Consider the following 18734-nt stretch of genomic DNA (forward strand, 5'->3'; position numbering starts at 1 on the left):
TAAGCTATGAAAAACCGATAGTTTATTTCTATATGGGGTATTCATTTTTTAATGTGTCATACAACTGTAAATAAAAGATCTTAGCGTAAAGTAAGGTGTTTAGGCGTGTTATTCGCAAGGACTTAGGGGGGACTATGTCATTTACACAACTAAAGGCTTTTCACTATGTTGCGCTTTCTAACAGTTTTTCACGCGCATCACGTCAAATGGCCATTAGCCAATCAACTTTGTCAACTCATGTGCGCCAATTAGAAACCAAATATGGTCTTAACCTGTTTGAACGTAAAATGAATGGTGTTGTGTTAAGCGCTGTTGGTAAAGATCTTTTTGAAATAACCACCAAGCTATTTGATGCCGAGCAACAGGCGCAGGAATTTTTAAAAGGTGAGCGGCTTGTTTATACTGGACGTATAAGGGTGGCGGCTGATGGCCCAATATTGGTTTTGCCAATTTTAACCCATTTGAAAAACTGTCATTCAAATTTGACTTTTTCATTATCGATTGATAATTCTGTGCATGTTGTTGAGCAACTTATTAATCAACGTGTTGATATTGCTATTAGTGCTTTTTTGTCAAAAAATCAGGAACTTGCAGCCGAACATTTTTTAAGCATGCGCCTTGGCCTCTGTGTTTCTTGTCACCATCCCTTAGCAAAACGAATTTCGGTTTCGATGCAGGAAATCAAAAATCTACCTTTTGTATTGCGTGAGATTGGCTCAAGAACGAGAGAAGTTTTTGAAGCAAATATAAACCACCACGGTCTTTCATTAAAAAATATTGTTGCAACATCATCGCGCGAGGGCGTAGCTGAAGCAGTAGCCTTGGGAGTTGGAGCTAGCATTGTCGGTGATCGGGAATTTGGCAATGATGACCGACTTTGTTTCATTCCAATTAATGACGCAGATATAACTATTGATGAATATATTATCTATTTTAAAGAACATAAAAATTTTTCGCTTATCAAAAAATTTATAGAGACTGCAAAACTCCTCTATCAATAGAATATCTTGTTACTTCATGTAAAATCAATAGGTTCTAACTCTCGCTAAAGCTTGCGACACCATCATGCCCAATTTTGTTTTGACTTATGAGCGCAAACAATACAAATTGCTTTTCTAAAATGAGTTGATTGCTAAGGCTTTTGGGGTTTTTATGAAAAGCTGCAAGACTATAGTGAGGGAGAGCCACATTGAAAGCAGGACGCAAAGAACTTCAAGCTTTTTTGAATGATCTTGGCATTCGTGTCAAAACCTATGATCATGAGACGGTTTTTTCTGTTGGCGAGGCGGAACATCTTAAAGAAACTATTAGTGGTGCTCATAGTAAGAATTTGTTTTTAAAAGATAAAAAGAGTAACTATTTTTTGATAACTGTTGAAGACAATGCCATTATCGATCTTAAATCCATACATCATAAAATTGGTGCATCGGGGCGTGTTTCTTTTGGCTCGCCAGAAAAACTTGATGAATTTTTAGGTCTTTATCCTGGTGCAGTTAGTATTTTTGGCGCGATTAACGACAAAAATCAGCAAGTAAAAATTATTATTGATGAGCCATTATTTAATCAACCATTGATTAATGGCCACCCCATGAGCAATGATGCGACCATGAGCATTGGTAATGATGACCTTGCACGTTTTATCAAAGCAACTGGCCATGAGCTACACATTATTAAAGTCAGTGAATAGCTTTATTGAAGCCTTGAAAACTATCTTTGAGAATACGATTTTATAAGAAAAATATTTTGAGTGTCTATCATTGATAGATAAAAGATTAATCGCTTAGAAACAGGAATTGGAAAAAATGAGTACAATCAATGGTCTTGCAAACGGCGCAATAGGTAGCCAACCAAGCCAATGGGTAAGCGATACGACGACTGCAACCTTTCAAAAAGACGTGCTTGAGGTGTCTAAAAAACATGTCGTTCTCGTGGATTTTTGGGCGCCATGGTGCGGGCCATGCAAGCAGCTTGGGCCAACGCTTGAAAAAGTAGTCAATGAAGCCAAAGGCGCTGTTCGGTTGGTTAAAATGAATATTGATGATCATCCATCAATTGCTGGGCAGCTTGGCATTTCATCTATTCCGGCAGTTGTTGCATTTGTTAATGGGCAGCCAGTTGATGCTTTTATGGGCAATGTACCAGAAAGCGAAGTGCGTGAATTTATCAGCCGTCATTCATCAGCAGATCAAAAGCCAGATATGCAAGAAGCGGTTGAAGCTGCGCAAGAATTGCTTAAAAACGGTGATTTTGTTCAAGCACTTAATATTTTTTCGGCAATTTTACAGCAAGAGCCTGAAAATATTCCTGCAATCGCCGGCCTTGCAACGTGTTTTCTAGAAGCCGGTGAGGTGGAACAAGCCAAGGCTATTCTTGCGACCGCCCCTGAAAATAAAAAAAGTGATGCAGCTTTAAGTGCGGTTTTGGCTCGTATTGCCATTGCAGAGCAAATTAAAACGCTTGGCGACCCAATTGCATTGCAAAAACAAATTGATGAAGATCCCAAAAACTTTTCGGCGCGTTTTGATCTAGCCCTTATTTTTAACGCCCAAGGTGAACACGCAAAAGCTGCTGATATGCTGCTTGACCTCATGCGTGAAGACCGCACATGGGAAGATGAAAAAGCCAAAAAACAGTTGCTACAGTTTTTTGAAGTTTGGGGCGCAACTAATCCTGTTACTTTATCCGCGCGACGCAAATTGTCTTCACTGCTTTTTGCTTAAGATGAGGTAAGTAAAGTTTATAAAGGCCAGTGGATTTTTCTATTTACTGGCCTTTTTATCTCGTAGGACAATGGATATTTTTAAAAAATTTGATTTTTCTAATGGGCAAAGGGCGTGAAAATTTATTATGAAAAATTTGGGCCTTGCCGCAAACTTTAAATAAAATATATTTATTTCCTAACCCTAATATGTTGTAAATATCTTATCGCTTAACAATAGCGAATACACTTAGCTGTAAACCGAATATTAATCATTGTGTCAAAGTAGCAACGTTTAAAGTTATTGCTTGCCTAATGGTATAATTTTCTATTTAATCTTAATGGATTATAGGTTTTAAAATAGGAATACTCAAAAATGAGCTTTTCAAAGACATTTTTTACGCTCATGCAGAGTAAGGATAATATTTAAGCTAAGGACAATTAAATGTATTTTGAAGAAATTACTAAATTAATTGCAACTTTGAGAAGCTATAAATCCAAGGTAAAATTGGTATCTGCTGGTAATTTTGACTTAGATTTATTTCCTTGTATGAAAATACGCGGTGAAATATCGCAATTTGGCTATTTTAAGCGCAATATTGACAATGAAGATCATGGGATTAACTGGGATAAATACAAAATTATAAAAAATGCGATAATCAATAATGGAACAGAAGAGGACGTTGCCGACAATTTTTTACATTGCATGTTATACCTTTAACAATCTAAATTGTATCTATAACTATATTTTTTTGATAATTGTTAATCAATTGCGTTCGGTTTAATCTAACCAATCCATTTGATGTTTCCGCTTTAGCGGATTTGATTTAATAAAATTTGTTCTGTGTTCTTTTATTATCCAAAAAATAGACCCGTGATAAAAATCTTATGGTGTTGTGGTGTAAACCGCTTTCCAGTTTTATGAAAATGCTTTAGTTAATCGATAAAAGCTTTGTTTAAACAAAAACCATGTGTATCATAAAGGCCATATGACAAACGATCTGTTTCAACCAACAAAAATTGTATCTGTGCTCATTCCTGTACCGACTGAGCGGCCATATAGCTATGCCGTGCCAGAAGGTATGAATGTCGAGGTTGGCTCTATTGTGCAAGTGCCGCTTGGCCCAAGACAGGTGGCGGGTCTTGTTACCGATGATGCAACCGATAATGTACCGATAAAAAAGTTAAAGGCAATACATCAAGTTTTTGATTGCCCGCCAATAAAAGCCGAGCTTTTACAATTTATCAAATTTGTTGCAAATTATACGCTGTCGCCGCCCGGTATGGTGGCACGCATGGCCTTGCGTGTTCCAACTGCCTTTGAGCCAGAGCCGATGATTACAGGTTTTCGCTGGAATGGGAATGAAGTTGAACGGCAAACTCCGGCGCGATTACGCGTGATAGACCATATTCAAGATGGCTTACCTTGGACGAAATCCGGCCTTGCTCATGCTGCGGGTGTTTCCACTAGCGTTATTGACGGGCTTATTGCGCAAGGCCTATTTGATGAAGTAAAGCTGCCACCACCTGCCGTTGTTGCCGATCCTGATCCTGCTTATTCACCACCAAAGCTTGAACAAGACCAACAATACGCTGCTGATGCTTTGGAAATTGCGGTTTTTGATAATGCTTTTAGCACAACCTTACTCGATGGTGTCACCGGTTCTGGCAAAACTGAGGTTTATTTCGAGGCGGTTGCCCGCGCTATAGAGCTTGGCCGCCAAGTTTTAATTCTTTTGCCTGAAATTGCCCTTACCCAACAATTTCTTGACCGTTTCCATGCGCGTTTTGGTGCGCCACCTGCTGAATGGCACTCAGATATGTCGCCGCGCCAACGCGAACGGGTTTGGCGGCAAGTGGCAGAAGGCAGAGTTAAGGTGGTTGCCGGCGCGCGTTCCGCTTTATTTTTGCCGTTTAAGCAACTTGGGTTGATTATTGTTGATGAAGAACATGATGCTGCTTTTAAGCAAGAAGATCGCGTTTTTTATAATGCGCGTGATATGGCTGTTGCGCGTGGTGCTATTGCCAAAGTTCCGGTCATCTTATCATCGGCAACACCATCAGTTGAAAGTCAGGTTAATGCCCTGCAAGGGCGTTACAAGCAAATTAAGCTTACCAGTCGCTTTGCTGCTGCTGCAATGCCTGATCTTCATGCAATTGATTTAAGAAAAAACGCACCAGCGAGCGGCCATTTTTTGTCACCGCGCCTGATTGAATCTATTCATAAGACTATTGAAAAAGGTGAGCAAAGCCTATTATTTCTTAATCGGCGTGGCTATGCGCCGCTAACCCTTTGCCGTGTGTGTGGACACCGTTTTTCATGCCCCAATTGCTCAAGCTGGTTAGTGGAGCACCGCTTTCGTGGTGAGTTATTATGCCACCATTGCGGTTATCACGTACCAACGCCGGAAAGCTGCCCCGAATGCGGTACATTTGACCATTTGGTTGCCTGTGGCCCGGGGGTTGAACGGATTGCCGAGGAAACGGAGGCAGAATTTCCCGATGCGCGTATTCTGGTGCTTTCCACCGACCTTATTGGTGGTGTCAAACGTTTGCGCCTAGAACTTGAAGCAGTGACCAAGGGTGAAGTAGATATTGTCATTGGCACGCAGCTTGTCGCCAAGGGCCATCACTTCCCCAATATGACCCTTGTTGGCGTGGTCGATGCTGATATTGGTCTTGCTAATGGTGACCCGCGCGCGGCTGAACGCACTTTTCAACTTTTATCGCAGGTGACGGGACGCGCTGGGCGTTCAGGTGCGGCGGCAGAAGGGCTTATTCAGACCTATCAGCCTAGCCATCCGGTGATGCAGGCAATTATATCGGGTAATGCACTAGCCTTTTATGAGCGCGAAATTGCAGCGCGTGAGCGTGATCACTTGCCTCCCTTTGGGCGCTTGGCGGCCATTATTATTTCAGCTGAAAGCCGGCAAGAATCTGAAAATTATGCAAGGCTCTTGCGTCAAGCCGCCCCAAAAACCAATGAAATCAGTGTTCTTGGACCGGCTGAGGCACCGCTTGCGATTATTCGAGGTCGCCACCGCTTTCGCTTACTTATTCATGGCTCAAAACGCGCTGATATTCAAAGCTTTATTAAAGCCATCATTGCAACCGCGCCACCACCACGTGGCTCGGTAAGGATACAAATTGATATTGATCCACAAAGCTTTTTATAAGTATTTTTTGTCGTTAAAAATAGCCAATGGTTCGTAAGTTGTTATTTATGATTATTAATGGGGCCTGACCTTCATATGATTTATTGATGATTGTTCTATCGGTAGCTGCCCATAGTTTAGATAACACCACTAGCAAAAAGTTGCGTGCTGCGCGTGAATATTAGCGCGGTTACTGGATCATATAAGACATGAGTTTTACCGCAGCAGCATATTGGATGCACTTGTAGAGCCGCTTTGAGGCCGATGATTTTTAATTGATTATTAAAAACTCCTTGCGTCATTTTTAAATGCTGTATAATTTTATTTCTTAATTTAAAGGGGAAAGATTATATGCTTCATATTCGCGCTGCCACTGAGGATGATTTGCCAGTTATTACCGATATTTTTAACGAAGCAATTTTAAATAGTGATGCTATTTGGACCGAGCATGTGGTTGATATTGCAAACCGCAAATCATGGTTACAAGACAGACAAAAATCTGGCTTTCCGGTACTGGTTGCGGAGGTTGATGGCATAACTTGTGGCTATGCAAGTTATGGTCCATTTCGCCAGTTCCCCGGCTATGTTCATTCAAGTGAATTATCGATTTATATTGATAAGAATGCGCGGAATAAGGGTATTGGTAAAACCTTGCTTGGCGCTTTGATTGAAGAAGCGCAAAATAACAATGTCCATGTTTTAATTGCAGGAATTGAAGCTGAAAATAAGGCCTCAATTGCCTTGCATGAAAAATTTGGCTTTAAGGTTACAGGGCATATGCCGCAGGTTGGTATAAAATTTGGCAAATGGCTTGATTTGGTATTGATGCAGTTAATTTTATAACTTACTGATTAGAGCGTTTTCCGAAAAGTGTGAAGCGGTTTTCGGACAAAAAACCCGGTGTAAACAATGTATTAGAGCGCGGATCTGATCCAATCAGATCGAAATGCGCTCTAATAAATGCACTTTGATGGATTAAGGTGCATAGTATGTTGAAAAAAGCGCGGGCTATTAAGGGGAGATTTTCTGCTATAGCCCGTTAAAAATACCATTGCTTTTTGACCATAAGCTATTGATTGCTTGCAACTTATTATTTTGCAAAAAAAATATACATTTACATAAATATTGCTTGTCATGAAAGAAATAGTTTTATACTTTAGTTTGCTTGTTTAATACTAAAATATAGTTGAAAAATTAAATTATTTATGTTTTTCTGATATTTAGCAAGACCTGAAAATTAAATTTAAAAAAAAATCCCAAATTTGAAAAATTGTCATTGAAAAGTCATTTTTTTATGACTATATGGCAATTGCCCAAAGTCGCACGAGCCTATGGGTGTCCGCCGGTTCCTCGAATGGTGAGGGTAATCGGTAAGGTACCTGGAACTAACCGCTCCAGTCGCTCTCATTGGCCAACCAAAAGAGCGAGGACATCTCGAAGCAACGACGGTGCGGGCCTTTCTAGTGATACGGCTAAGCCGGAAATACTGTAGAGGCACACCCTCATTGCCTTCATTGCGGAAATGGTTTTCCAATTCCAATAAGAGGCAGACAAAGCTGAACAATGCGGTCGCCGCGCTGTTCCTTCATCGCCTGAATTCTATCCTATTTTTAAAAATGGGAGGATTTCATGCACTTTGTTCTGAAGTTTTACAGCCCTTTGATGACAAAGGGCTGCGATGCTTTACATTTGGAAACCAAAAGTGGAGAGTTCCAATGGCTACACAACGCATTCTTGATTTTCTTAAAACCCGCCGCCCAGAAGGCCCATGCGTTGTCGTGGATCTTGATGTTGTGCGCGAAAATTATCACGGTTTTGAAAAAGCACTTCCGCAATCGCGTATTTTTTACGCGGTAAAGGCTAATCCAGAGCCACAAATTTTGCGCCTTTTGGCTGATTTGGGTTCTAATTTTGATACAGCTTCAGTTGAAGAAATTGAAATGGCTTTGGATGCAGGTGCATCACCAGAGCGAATTTCTTATGGCAACACCATTAAGAAAGAGCGTGATATTGCCCGTGCTTATGCTTTGGGTATTTCGCTCTATGCTGTTGATTGCGTTGAAGAAGTAGAAAAAATTGCCCGTGTTGCGCCCGATGCAAAAGTGTTTTGCCGTGTATTAACTGATGGTGAAGGGGCTGAATGGCCGCTATCACGCAAATTTGGTTGTGTGCCTGCCATGGCAATTGATGTGTTGCGCCGTGCCGATGAGCTTGGTTTATCCGCCTATGGTGTTTCATTCCATGTTGGCTCACAGCAAACCAATCTTGATGCATGGGATAGTGCTTTGGCTGATGCGGCTGGTGTGTTTGAAGCGCTTGCTAAAGAAGGCATTAAATTGCAAATGGTGAATATGGGCGGTGGCTTTCCAACCCGATATTTGAAAGATGTACCAACCGCGCAAGCCTATGGTAATGCTATTTTTGAAGCTTTAAGCAAGCATTTTGGCAATCGTATCCCAGAAACCATTATTGAGCCAGGCCGTGGCATGGTGGGTAATGCGGGGGTTATCCGCACCGAAGTGGTGTTGATTTCTAAAAAGTCGGCTAATGATGAGCAACGTTGGGTTTATCTTGATGTTGGTAAATTTAACGGTCTTGCTGAAACAATGGATGAAGCTATTCGCTATCCAATTGTAACGCCTCATGATGGTGATGTAACCGCGCCTTGCGTGCTTGCTGGCCCAACCTGTGACTCTGCCGATGTTATGTATGAAAAGACACCTTATCCATTGCCTTTAAGCTTGACCATCGGTGATGAATTGTTGATCTTGGGTACAGGTGCTTATACGACTACTTATGCATCTATTGCATTTAATGGTTTTGAACCTATCCGCTCTTACGTGATTTAGAGATTTTGCTCTTTAAGTGAGCAGTAATTTCTATTGCGATCAACCTTAAACGCCTCACGCAAAAGTGGGGCGTTAAGTTTAGTATTTTAAAAAAATTATATGCATTTGTCTTGTAAATTACCAATAAGGTGATTTGCGGTTCTTTTGACATGTCATCTTATAGGGCGATCGAACATGTTGGCTCAAAGCTTAAAAAATATTTCAAATAATGGTGATGCAACGCTTATCAATAACAGTGCAAGTGCAATGATTATCATTGATGATGAACGCTGTGATGAAGTTTCACAGCGTGAAGCTTTGCTTGATAGTGTGATGGGGGCAAACCGTAAACGCAAATCATCAGAAAAAATTCGTAAAAATCGCTTGCCGGCTGTTGGGTTAAACCTTGTTGCGCGTGATGAAAGCGGTATGCTTATTGGCAGCATTCGCCTTTGGCATATCTGCTTGGCAAATAGAAATGGTGGTTTTATTAATGCGCTTTTATTGGGTCCTCTTGCTATTCGTCAAGATTTTGCAGGGCAGGGCATTGGCGCGCGCTTAATGGTGGAAGCTATTTCACGCGCCAAGCTCTTAGGGCATGGTGCTATTCTTCTTGTTGGTGATGCTGATTATTATCGCCGTTTTGGTTTTTGTGCTAGCAAAGCGGCCCATTTATCTATGCCAGGACCTTTTGAGCGCCAACGTTTCCAAGCACTTGAATTGGTTACTGGTTGGTTAGATGATGCAACTGGTGTTGTTATGCCGTCAGGTGAAAAAATAAAGCGCAATTTAAGCCCCTCCAAAAACGTGGCTTAAACAAGTTAAACCCATAGGCCTGCGCTATTTTGTTAGCAAGCTCTTCACAGCTTTTATAATATGTTTTATTGCTATTGCCTGAAATGAACAATAAATGGCTGAATTAACTTAAATATGGTTGTTATAAGCAAAAAACAAAGCACACCTATGGAGCTTGCCTTGCAAGAGGCAAAGCTTGCATTTGAACTGGATGAGGTTCCCGTTGGCGCGGTTATTTTTCATCAAGGCAAATTAATAGCCAAAGCCCATAATTTGACCCGCCATGTTTTTGATCCAACGGGACATGCTGAAATCCGTGCAATAAGAATGGCTTGTGAAGCACTGTCAAGTGAACGCTTGCCAGAATGCGATTTATACGTGACGCTTGAGCCTTGTGCTATGTGCGCAGCCGCTATTTCTTTTGCGCGAATTCGCCGGCTTTATTATGGCGCAAGTGACCCAAAGGGCGGCGCTGTCGAATATGGACCCGTTTTTTTTAATCAACCAACCTGTCATCACCGCCCAGATGTCTATTCTGGTCTTTGTGAACAGCAATCATCTGATCTTTTGACGCAATTTTTTAGCAATAAACGCAAAGTTTAGAGTGTAGATCTTGTTTTAATAGCTGAAATATTGTGTAACAGTGGTTGTGTCTTTATTAAATAATTTACAATTTATTAATCTTACAGTAAATGAAGAAAAACGTTTCCAAAATGATGATATTCATAAGGCTTTTGGGTGCTTTTATTATTGCATTGTGTTTAAGTTTTACTGCAATTTCTTGAGCAATAATTAAAGACCTAGTTTGCTTTAATATTTCTACGATTAACGAAACTATTTCAATATTCTACTGGGGATAAGGATGAATTTAAAAAAATATGCTGTGTCGGCAATGGTTATTGGTTTTTCGCTTTCAACCTTAGCAGGTTGTGGTGGGCGTGCTGCCAAGGAAATTGCTATTACCAATCCAACCGATAGTATCATGGATTGTGCGGGAATTTCTCGCGAGTTCGAAGCCAATGAGCGTCAGGTGAAAGCAACTTTGCATGAGCGCAATGTAGGGCGCGGCAAAAATGTCGCTCTTGGGGCTGCTAGCATTGTATTTTTCCCAGCATTGTTCTTCATGGATCCAAAATCGCCTGAAGCGGTTGAAATCGCAGCTTTGCGTAACCGCAATGGTGTTTTAACTCAAATGGCAGCTACTAAAAGATGTGCAGCACCGCAATCGCAATTGACGGAAGTTTATAGGGAACTTGATGGCCGTTCATCAAAGAAAAAGCAAGAAGACCGTAATTAAGCTTTTTTGGTTTTTTATAAGCAAGGTAAAGGCGCTTACAAAAAGAGTGAAGCGCCTTTAAAAATTAGAGATTTAGAGCATTTGGGGAGACACTTATGGTGCAAATGCTCTCGCTTTTTTGGGGAAGGTATTACCAATATCCCAAGAATTTCCACCATACCCCGCCGATTATTGCGAAAATGGCAAGATTTACTACCGCCATGATGAAGCCGACAGTCCACCAACGACTTAAAGTGACAAAACCTGAACCAAAGATAATCGGTGATGTGCCAGTGGCATAATGGGTAAGACACATCATGATTGCTGATGCCGCGGCCATTAACAGCATGAATAAATTGATATATTCTGCTGGGATGAGGTGCACGCCAACGGTTAAGAAAGCCAGCATCATGGCGCTGATATGGGCTGTTGTACTTGCAAATACATAGTGAGAAAACATAAAGGTAAGAATAAGGATCGTCATTGCGGCTGGCCAACTCATACCACTTGTTTCAATTGCAGTACGCAAGCCATCTGAAAACCATCCAACAACGCCAAGCTTATTAAGTTGACCGGCAAGCATTACGAGAGCGCCAAACCAAATTAATGTATCCCACGCGCTTTTTTCTTTTAAAACATCATCCCATGATAATGTGCCGCTTAGCAATAAAATTACTAAACCAACAAAAGCAACAGCAGTTGGATCAAAGAGGTAAGAATCGCCAAATATTGCGGCTGGAACGCCTGCCCATAATAAAAGCATAATTGCGAAAGTTATTAGCATCACAATCTCAGAGCTTTTAACTGATCCAAGTTTTGTAAGTTCACCATGAGCAAAGGTAACGGCATTTGGTGTATGCTTTAATTCAGGCGGGGATATGAGGTAAATTACAAATGGCATAGCAATCATTGCGATGAGGCCGGGTAAAAGCATGCATAATGCCCAACTGCTCCATGATAAGGATAGGCTACCACCGGTTGCTTGGCTAATATATTTTACCACAAGCGGATTGGGAGCTGTTGCTGTAATAAACATGGCTGAGCTGATTGGATTGGCGTGATAATTTACCAAAGCAAGATATGTACCAACCTTGCCTTGCGTAGCTTTTTCAGGGCTTGAATCAAAGGCCGCAGCAATGGATCGCATGACAGGATGTATAATACCACCACCACGCGCCGTATTGCTTGGGGTAAAGGGTGCTAATAGCAATTCACAAAATGCAAGTCCATATCCAATGCCTAAAGTCCTCTTACCAATAAGGCGGATGAAATAATAGCCAATGCGGGCGCCAAGTCCCGTTTTGATTAAGCCACGTGACACCATGATTGAAACCACAATCAGCCAAATGAGGGGACTGTTAAAGGCAGCAAGGGCATCTGCAACAGCCTCTTTTGATGTGGGCGATGTAACCCTTGAAAGAACCACAACAGCTATTGTAATCATTGACATGACGCCAATAGGCATAACTTTTAAAATAATGCCTAATATTGCGGATACAAATATTGCAACAAAATGCCATGCATCATCGGTTAGTCCAGTTGGTGTGGGTGTAAAAATAAGCCCCCAATAGACCACAACACAAAAAAAACCGGGAATAACGCGGAATGGAACGAAGAGAGAAAATCTCTCATAAAGATTATAAAGTGACTTAAACATTAGGCCCTCTTACTAGGTGCCTCCCGAATAAATCCTATACCCTTTTATTGGAATAGCAAGAAATTATTCATATAAATATGTCGTTATTTTGACTTGTTAGGTCGTATTTTTTCAGCTTAAAAACGTGCCTTAATAAAAAGGAATTTTAGGCAAGTTTTATGGATTTGATGACTTAAAATCACTGCCCTTTTTCCATATAGGATTTTACCGCTAGTTTTCGGCTAATAGTTTTAACATCGCTTCTTCGCCATCTTTTTTGCTTATCAATGGGATAGAGCTACTTGTCTCATCATATAATTCTAGCGCATATGTTAAATTTTTATATAATAGGCTATTTCCATCAGTCTTATATTTCATAAGCTGTTGTTCTAAATACGGTTTTGAAATAATTTCAAAAAAGCTGTGATGTGCAAGCTGATGTAGATAGATAAGCGCAATATGCGTATCGAATAGACCATGACGCTGGGTTATCGCATCTTTATCAGGATTTAATAACCACCATGCTGACAGCGGGTCATCGATAAAGTCAGCAAAATAATAATCAATTCTTTCGTCACGCTGTTGAAATAGATAATTAAAAATTTCCCGAGGGGCAACACGTAAATGAATAAGGCATGCAATAATTGTTTTTAAGCTAAATGCTATTGGACTCATTGTAGTATAATCATTGGTTTTAAATTGGCCGATGGCAGGACCAAGCGGCGCAGGATTATTATGGGCAATAAAATTTATCAAACAACGGCAAAATAATTGGCGTAAGGCATCTTGTTCGCATTGGCGCCAAAAACTGACATTTTCACAAGCGAGTTTTTCATAAAACTCAAAAGTTGAACCAGCGCGGTCATCAAGTATTAATTTTTCTAATATACGGGGCAGCCAGAATTTAAAGCTATTTATTCCGCCAACGCAGTCAATAGGTTCACAAACAAACAGACGGCAGGCTAAGTTATCAGCGCAATCGGCATTATCAATGCTGTCTATTATTTGTGTAAGCATTTCATCTGAAACGCATGTGTCGCAATAATCCTCGCGTTTGCGACAAGGTTGATATTGGCTAAAGGCTTGCTTAACGGCGTGCATGCAGCTTTCCGCCGAGGGCGGCGATAAATCTAATGGGTAAAAAAGGGTTTGATTATTGTCCAATGTTTTGCTGCCTTTATGCTGGTATAGAAAATTGACCTTGTTGAATTAATTTTAAAATAGCCTCTTCCCCGTTTTGTTGACTTATTAATTGGGGGCGTTTTTTTCTTTCATCATAATATCCAATTGCAAGCTCGAAGTTTTGTACCAAAAGTTGGTTTTTAGCTGTTTGGTATTTAATCAATTGTTGGGCTAAATAGTCCTTGGATACATGGTTTAAAACAGCTTGCATGGCATTTTGATCTAAAAATATATTGACCTTATCATAATTAGTTAAATTATCTGGTAATCCTTCGTCTAAATCACCAAGCCACCATGGTTCCATCTCAACAATGATGATGTGCGCTAAAAAATAATCAATCCGCTCATCGCAATGCTTAAAAACATAGGCAAAGATATCTTGCGGATTAACGCGTAAAGCAATGAGACTGCCGATAATGGCTTGCAAAGCAAAATTGGTCGGCCAAGCTTTGTCATAATCATTGGAGGCAAAATTAGGCAACTGGGGCCCTAAGGGTGCCGCATCCATGTGTTCAACCACGCCAATTAAAGACCGCGTAAAAACTTGTCTTAGTGCCTTTGTTTCGTGAGGAGGCCAAAAGCCGATATTTTGGCTTTTGTATTTTTCAAAAACTTCAAAGGTAAAGTGTTTATTGGAATCTAAAATTGATGTTTCTAATGTGCGTGGTAGCCAGAATTTTAAATTATTAATCGTGCCGACACAATCAATATGTTCATGAAAAAAGAGTTCGTAAACCCAAGGTTTTGCAGTATTGGGGTGATCAATTGCATTTTGAAATTCAGGAAAGACTTCTTCAGCTATGCAAGAGTCACAAAAATCATGGCGTTCACGATAGGGCGCATATTGGCTAAAGCCTTGTTTAACGGCGTGCATGCAGCTTTCAGCCGAGGGCGGCGATAAATCCAATGGGTAAAAGACTTGCTGCATATTTGTTCCTTTGAAGATGATAAATAGTCAATTTAAGCGGATAAATCCTTCTTAAGAGGGAATTTTTGCAATAAGTGACGCAAAGTCCTTTCATCTGCGATTTGGTCTTTATCATCTTGAATGATTTTTTGTTGTTCATATTGTTGCAGGGCATGTTTAATTTGACAACATAATATTTCGTCGCCTTTCGCCTTATATTTTTCTAACAGTTGCTGGAGATCATCGCTTGATATTAATTGAAATAGGCTTACTCGCGCACGTTTACTTAATATTTCGGTCACATGTTTTAAGTCATCATTATTAATATAAATTTGCTCAGAAAACCTATCCAAGTGCTCCATGCTAAGCCAAGGGTAATTTATTTCGCTGCACAGGAAAAAATCAACGCGCGCATCATCATTGTTTAAAAGATATTTGAAAATATTTGTTGGTTCGACACGTAGATAGATTAAAGTCGCGATTATGATCACAAAAATATCGCTTATATGCAGTAAAGCTAAACGCCTATCATCTTGATTATCTAGTAATTCGCCTTTTAGCGGCGAGGGGTCGCCAGTTTCAATCAAATTTATGAGGGCACGGCTAAATGTAAGGCGCAAAACCTCTTGTTCATGATCTGGCCAAGCTGAAAGGCCAAGATTTTGATATATTTCATGTATGCCGCTATATGGCATGTGTTGTAGTGATGTCAGCATATAGGTTTCAAGAGTGCGCGGCAGCCAAAATTTGATATTGTCCGCGCCGCCCACGCAGGTTGGGGTTTCCCAATAAACCCCGCAAAAGCTATCAACGGGTGCGGTATGGGGTGATTTACTCGCCTTGGCTATCGTTTCAATAAAATCATCGCGTGTGCAAGTTGTGCAGTATTGTGCTCGTTCCAGGGCAGGTTTGTAATCAGCAAAAGCCTCGTAAATTGTAAGCATACACTCATGAGCGTTTGGTGTTTGTATATCAAAGGTATAGAATAAAGATTTTGGCATTTTATTACGCCTACTATAATTAAAATATTTCATTATAATGCAGTATCTAACAGTTTGTGCAATAATAAACTATCATCATCTTCGTTTAAATCTTCATTATTAGATTTTTGACTATTATAGTCTTGCAGGGCTTTTTCGATATATTGGCATAAAATTGTGTTACCTAATTTTTCATATTTATCCAATTTATCAAATAAGTCTTCAATGGAAATAGCATTAAAAAGGGCAGTGCGTGCCCGTCTGTTTAATAGCTTGGTTAAAAGTTTTAAATTGTCATTGTTATTGATTGTTTCAGCATCATAATAGGCTTCTTCATCGATGCTTAAAAAATCATCACTTATCTCTCGGCATAGGAAAAAATCAATATTTTCATTTTGGTGGGCTTTTAAGTAGGCAAAAATGCCTTTTGGCTCAATACGCAAATAGATGAGCATGCCAATAATTATAGTAAAAATATCGGCATGTTGTTGCAATTCTTTACATCTGTCGCGGCTCTTCGTTAATAATGTGCCGTTTAACGGTGCGGGGTTGCCGCTTTCAACAAAATTAATCAGTGCGCGGCAAAAAGTAAGCCGCAAAACCTCCTGCTCATCAAAAGGCCAGAGAGACAGTCCTATGCTTTGATAACGCTCAACTATGTTTGTAAAAATGCCATTATCGACTGGCGTTAATATATATGTTTCAACGGTGCGCGGCAGCCAAAATTTTATATTGGATATGCCACCCATACAATGGGGGCCTTCCCAATAAATCCCGCTAAAGCTACTTGCTGGTGCTTTACTGGGGGATTTGCATGCTTCAACGATAATTTCAACAAATTCGTCGCTTGCACAGGTTCGACAATAATTGCCGCGACCGCGCGCTGGTGGATAATGAGAAAAAATATTATAGACCGCGCTCATACAATCAATAGCGCTTGGCGGCTGCTCTTCAAAAATATAAAAGAGCTGCGGTTTTTTATTGCCGATTAGCTTTCGTGTCGAGTTTTTCAAAATAGACATAGCTTAACATTACTCACTTATTCATTTTGTTTTCGATTAATTACCATTGTGTTCCGACCTAGAGCTTATCAAAATACCATCTTTGTCAGTGGAGCACTGGCTAATTATCATTTGGGCGATATGGTTGATTGGTTTATTATGAGTATTATGGGGGGCAATGGCTAACCATGTCATATGTTTTATGATAGGTTTAAGTCCGTCGAATTCTAATAGCTTAAATTCGCCTGATTTTAGTTTTGGAGATAAAATTCGAATTGATTCAAGGCCAATACCCATTCCATTTTCAATAGCAGATACCAATTGCGATGCACGGTTAACCGTCATGGATTTTGTTATATTGATTGGTATATGGTTAAAACTTAACCATTCTTCCCAAGTTGTTCGGGCAAATGCATTGCGAATAAGTATAAACTGTTTAAAGTCTTCAATCGTTTTGATTTTATCATAGATATTTTGATGGCAGAACGGATAATAATAATCTGGCCCCAAGTCTAAAGCGTGAGAAATGTGGGCTGCTTTTTCATCAAGAAAAACAGCTATATCGTAATTTTTTATGTCCAGAACGTCTTTTTCTTCATTGGTGATAAGCCGAATATCTTCGTAACCTTTTTCTAGTAGTTCAAGAATTATAGGCTGCATTAAAAAATTGGCAAAGCCCGGTGGACAAAAAAGAGTGATGAAGTGCTCTTTGTTGGTGATGTGATCTATACCTTTTTCAATCTCTTGTAGCCCTGCCTCAACGAAGGATAATAAGGCCTGGCCTTTTGCAGTTAATTCAACACTGTTGGAATTGCGGATGAATAAACGCACTCCTAGCAAATCTTCTAGTTTTTTAGTTGATTGGCTAACAGCACTTGTTGTCAATAACAGTGCTTCACCAGCAAGCTTGAAAGACTGCAAACGTGCAGATATCGCGAAAATATTGAGTAAATTTAGAGGTATATTTTTCATTCTAGGTTAAATCCCACTAAATCAAGATTGAAATTTATTAAATTGATGGTCGAAAAAATATAGCTATATTGGAAATAGAAACGATTACCAAAATACCTCAATTTGCAGCAAAAAGAAATTACCTTAGCAATAACAAGCCGTTAAAATTGGTAAATGCCATTTAAATGGCGGTGCTTATTCCTATAGCAATTGAGGGTGTTAGCTCTAATTAACTGAATGTCTAGTCTTTGCTATATGAACAATTAATTAGTGGTGTGATTAGTCGTATTTAATTAGATAAGTCAAATTCTGAATTGGAAAAATTATGACCAAAGCTATTTCTCAGTTTTCTACAGTTAATGCTTTAATGTCTGGACTATATGATGGTGTATTTTCTGCTGAAACTATTCTTAAAAGCGGCGATTTTGGACTAGGCTGCTCTCATGCATTTGGAGGCGAAGTCATTATTATTGATGGAAAAATGATAGAAGCGCGTGGCGACGGCATCGTTCGTACCATGTCTTCAGCAGAAAAATTACCCTTTGCGCAAGTAACCAGTTTTAATGCGGAAAAAAACATATCTATAAAGAATGTTGCCAAAGAGCAATTGCATGATGTTTTATCGTCTTATACGAAATTTGATAATATATTTTTGGCGGTAAAATATAAAGGTAGTTTTGATAGAATTAAAATTCGCCGCCCTTTGGAGCAAAAAAAACCTTATAAATCTGTTTTAGAAGTCGTGTCAGATCAAGTCGTTGATGAATTGAAAAATGTTTCTGGCACACTGATTGGCTTTTTTTCTCCAAGTTATTTTTCAACCATTTCTGTTTCGCAGTTCCATGTTCATTTTATTTCTGATGATGGGACAAAGGCTGGTCATGTAATGGATTTTGCCATGGCAGAAGGTAATCTAGAATTTGAGCGTAAATTGGGTTTAGATATTAAGTTGCCCGATGATCCTGAATTTTTAAACCAAAATCTAGATATTGATGATATGGTTGAACTTATAAAGCACGTTGAAAATTAAACTTTAGTACAACATTTAAAAAGCCCCTTTTATTAAAGGGGCTTTTTTTGTTTTTATGGCTAGGTTCTTGAGTGGTAAGATGGGAAAGCACCAAGACTGCAATAATGTCTTAAGCTGCTAGCCAAGATAATGGAATTTATTTTTTCAGATTTAAAGACAGCTAGAAAAACGCTAGCCTACTTGCATAAGGCCGCAAAAATCGTTTTTTACCTCCCTTTTAAATTTGGTTCTTTAATATGGTTGTTGGTGGGTTGAACAAGTCTCTTTCGATCAATACAGCTTAGATTTTTTGCCA

General features: G+C 39.7%; 17 protein-coding genes. 11 read left to right on the forward strand and 6 right to left on the reverse strand.

Annotated features, from left to right (window positions below; translation table 11 throughout):
• The first annotated feature begins 134 nt into the window (after positions 1 to 134).
• The 10 genes from H3299_RS02395 to H3299_RS02440 all read left to right on the forward strand — a co-directional run bounded on the left by H3299_RS02395 (position 135) and on the right by H3299_RS02440 (position 10773).
• Positions 135 to 1001 (forward strand): LysR family transcriptional regulator, encoded by an 867-nt coding sequence (locus tag H3299_RS02395; RefSeq protein ID WP_182418737.1) that lies wholly within the window; start codon positions 135 to 137, stop codon positions 999 to 1001.
• Between the two features lie 188 nt (positions 1002 to 1189).
• Positions 1190 to 1687 carry a prolyl-tRNA synthetase associated domain-containing protein gene (locus H3299_RS02400; protein ID WP_182418738.1) on the forward strand — a complete coding sequence of 166 codons (498 nt, stop codon included), beginning with the start codon at positions 1190 to 1192 and terminating at the stop codon, positions 1685 to 1687.
• Positions 1688 to 1802: 115 nt separating this feature from the next.
• The gene (gene trxA / locus H3299_RS02405) at positions 1803 to 2720 is read left to right on the forward strand and encodes a thioredoxin (protein ID WP_182418739.1); all 918 of its coding nucleotides are present in this window, start codon (positions 1803 to 1805) and stop codon (positions 2718 to 2720) included.
• Between the two features lie 423 nt (positions 2721 to 3143).
• A complete protein-coding gene (locus H3299_RS02410; RefSeq protein WP_182418740.1) occupies positions 3144 to 3419 on the forward strand; it encodes a hypothetical protein in 276 nt (91 codons plus the stop codon).
• A gap of 268 nt (positions 3420 to 3687) precedes the next feature.
• The gene (locus tag H3299_RS02415; protein WP_182418741.1) at positions 3688 to 5874 is read left to right on the forward strand and encodes a primosomal protein N'; all 2187 of its coding nucleotides are present in this window, start codon (positions 3688 to 3690) and stop codon (positions 5872 to 5874) included.
• A gap of 330 nt (positions 5875 to 6204) precedes the next feature.
• Complete coding sequence (locus H3299_RS02420) at positions 6205 to 6696, forward strand: GNAT family N-acetyltransferase (protein WP_182418742.1); 492 nt, start codon at positions 6205 to 6207, stop codon at positions 6694 to 6696.
• Positions 6697 to 7568: 872 nt separating this feature from the next.
• Positions 7569 to 8702 carry a type III PLP-dependent enzyme gene (locus H3299_RS02425; protein WP_182418743.1) on the forward strand — a complete coding sequence of 378 codons (1134 nt, stop codon included), beginning with the start codon at positions 7569 to 7571 and terminating at the stop codon, positions 8700 to 8702.
• Between the two features lie 246 nt (positions 8703 to 8948).
• A complete protein-coding gene (locus tag H3299_RS02430) occupies positions 8949 to 9497 on the forward strand; it encodes a GNAT family N-acetyltransferase (RefSeq protein WP_182419609.1) in 549 nt (182 codons plus the stop codon).
• Positions 9498 to 9611: 114 nt separating this feature from the next.
• On the forward strand, positions 9612 to 10079 hold the full coding sequence (locus H3299_RS02435) for a nucleoside deaminase (RefSeq protein ID WP_182418744.1): 468 nt from the start codon (positions 9612 to 9614) through the stop codon (positions 10077 to 10079).
• Between the two features lie 259 nt (positions 10080 to 10338).
• Positions 10339 to 10773, forward strand: a complete 435-nt coding sequence (locus tag H3299_RS02440) for a hypothetical protein (RefSeq protein ID WP_182418745.1) — start codon at positions 10339 to 10341, stop codon at positions 10771 to 10773.
• 130 nt (positions 10774 to 10903) lie between these two features.
• Here H3299_RS02440 and H3299_RS02445 read toward each other — a convergent pair whose 3' ends face one another.
• From H3299_RS02445 to H3299_RS02470, 6 genes are all read right to left on the reverse strand, one after another.
• A complete protein-coding gene (locus H3299_RS02445) occupies positions 10904 to 12409 on the reverse strand; it encodes a DASS family sodium-coupled anion symporter (protein ID WP_182418746.1) in 1506 nt (501 codons plus the stop codon).
• Between the two features lie 210 nt (positions 12410 to 12619).
• Positions 12620 to 13489 (reverse strand): hypothetical protein, encoded by an 870-nt coding sequence (locus H3299_RS02450; RefSeq protein ID WP_182418747.1) that lies wholly within the window; start codon positions 13487 to 13489, stop codon positions 12620 to 12622.
• A 76-nt stretch (positions 13490 to 13565) separates the two neighbouring features.
• Complete coding sequence (locus tag H3299_RS02455; RefSeq protein ID WP_182418748.1) at positions 13566 to 14498, reverse strand: hypothetical protein; 933 nt, start codon at positions 14496 to 14498, stop codon at positions 13566 to 13568.
• A gap of 32 nt (positions 14499 to 14530) precedes the next feature.
• The gene (locus H3299_RS02460) at positions 14531 to 15478 is read right to left on the reverse strand and encodes a hypothetical protein (RefSeq protein WP_182418749.1); all 948 of its coding nucleotides are present in this window, start codon (positions 15476 to 15478) and stop codon (positions 14531 to 14533) included.
• 32 nt (positions 15479 to 15510) lie between these two features.
• The gene (locus tag H3299_RS02465; protein WP_182418750.1) at positions 15511 to 16479 is read right to left on the reverse strand and encodes a hypothetical protein; all 969 of its coding nucleotides are present in this window, start codon (positions 16477 to 16479) and stop codon (positions 15511 to 15513) included.
• Between the two features lie 36 nt (positions 16480 to 16515).
• Entirely contained in the window at positions 16516 to 17430 is a 915-nt protein-coding gene (locus H3299_RS02470; protein WP_182418751.1) for a LysR family transcriptional regulator, read from the reverse strand.
• 304 nt (positions 17431 to 17734) lie between these two features.
• Here H3299_RS02470 and budA point away from each other — a divergent pair, with 304 nt between their 5' ends.
• Complete coding sequence (budA, locus tag H3299_RS02475; protein ID WP_182418752.1) at positions 17735 to 18439, forward strand: acetolactate decarboxylase; 705 nt, start codon at positions 17735 to 17737, stop codon at positions 18437 to 18439.
• The last annotated feature ends 295 nt before the right edge of the window (positions 18440 to 18734 follow it).

The sequence above is a fragment of the Bartonella sp. HY038 genome (assembly GCF_014117425.1).
Classification (GTDB): Bacteria; Pseudomonadota; Alphaproteobacteria; order Rhizobiales; family Rhizobiaceae; genus HY038.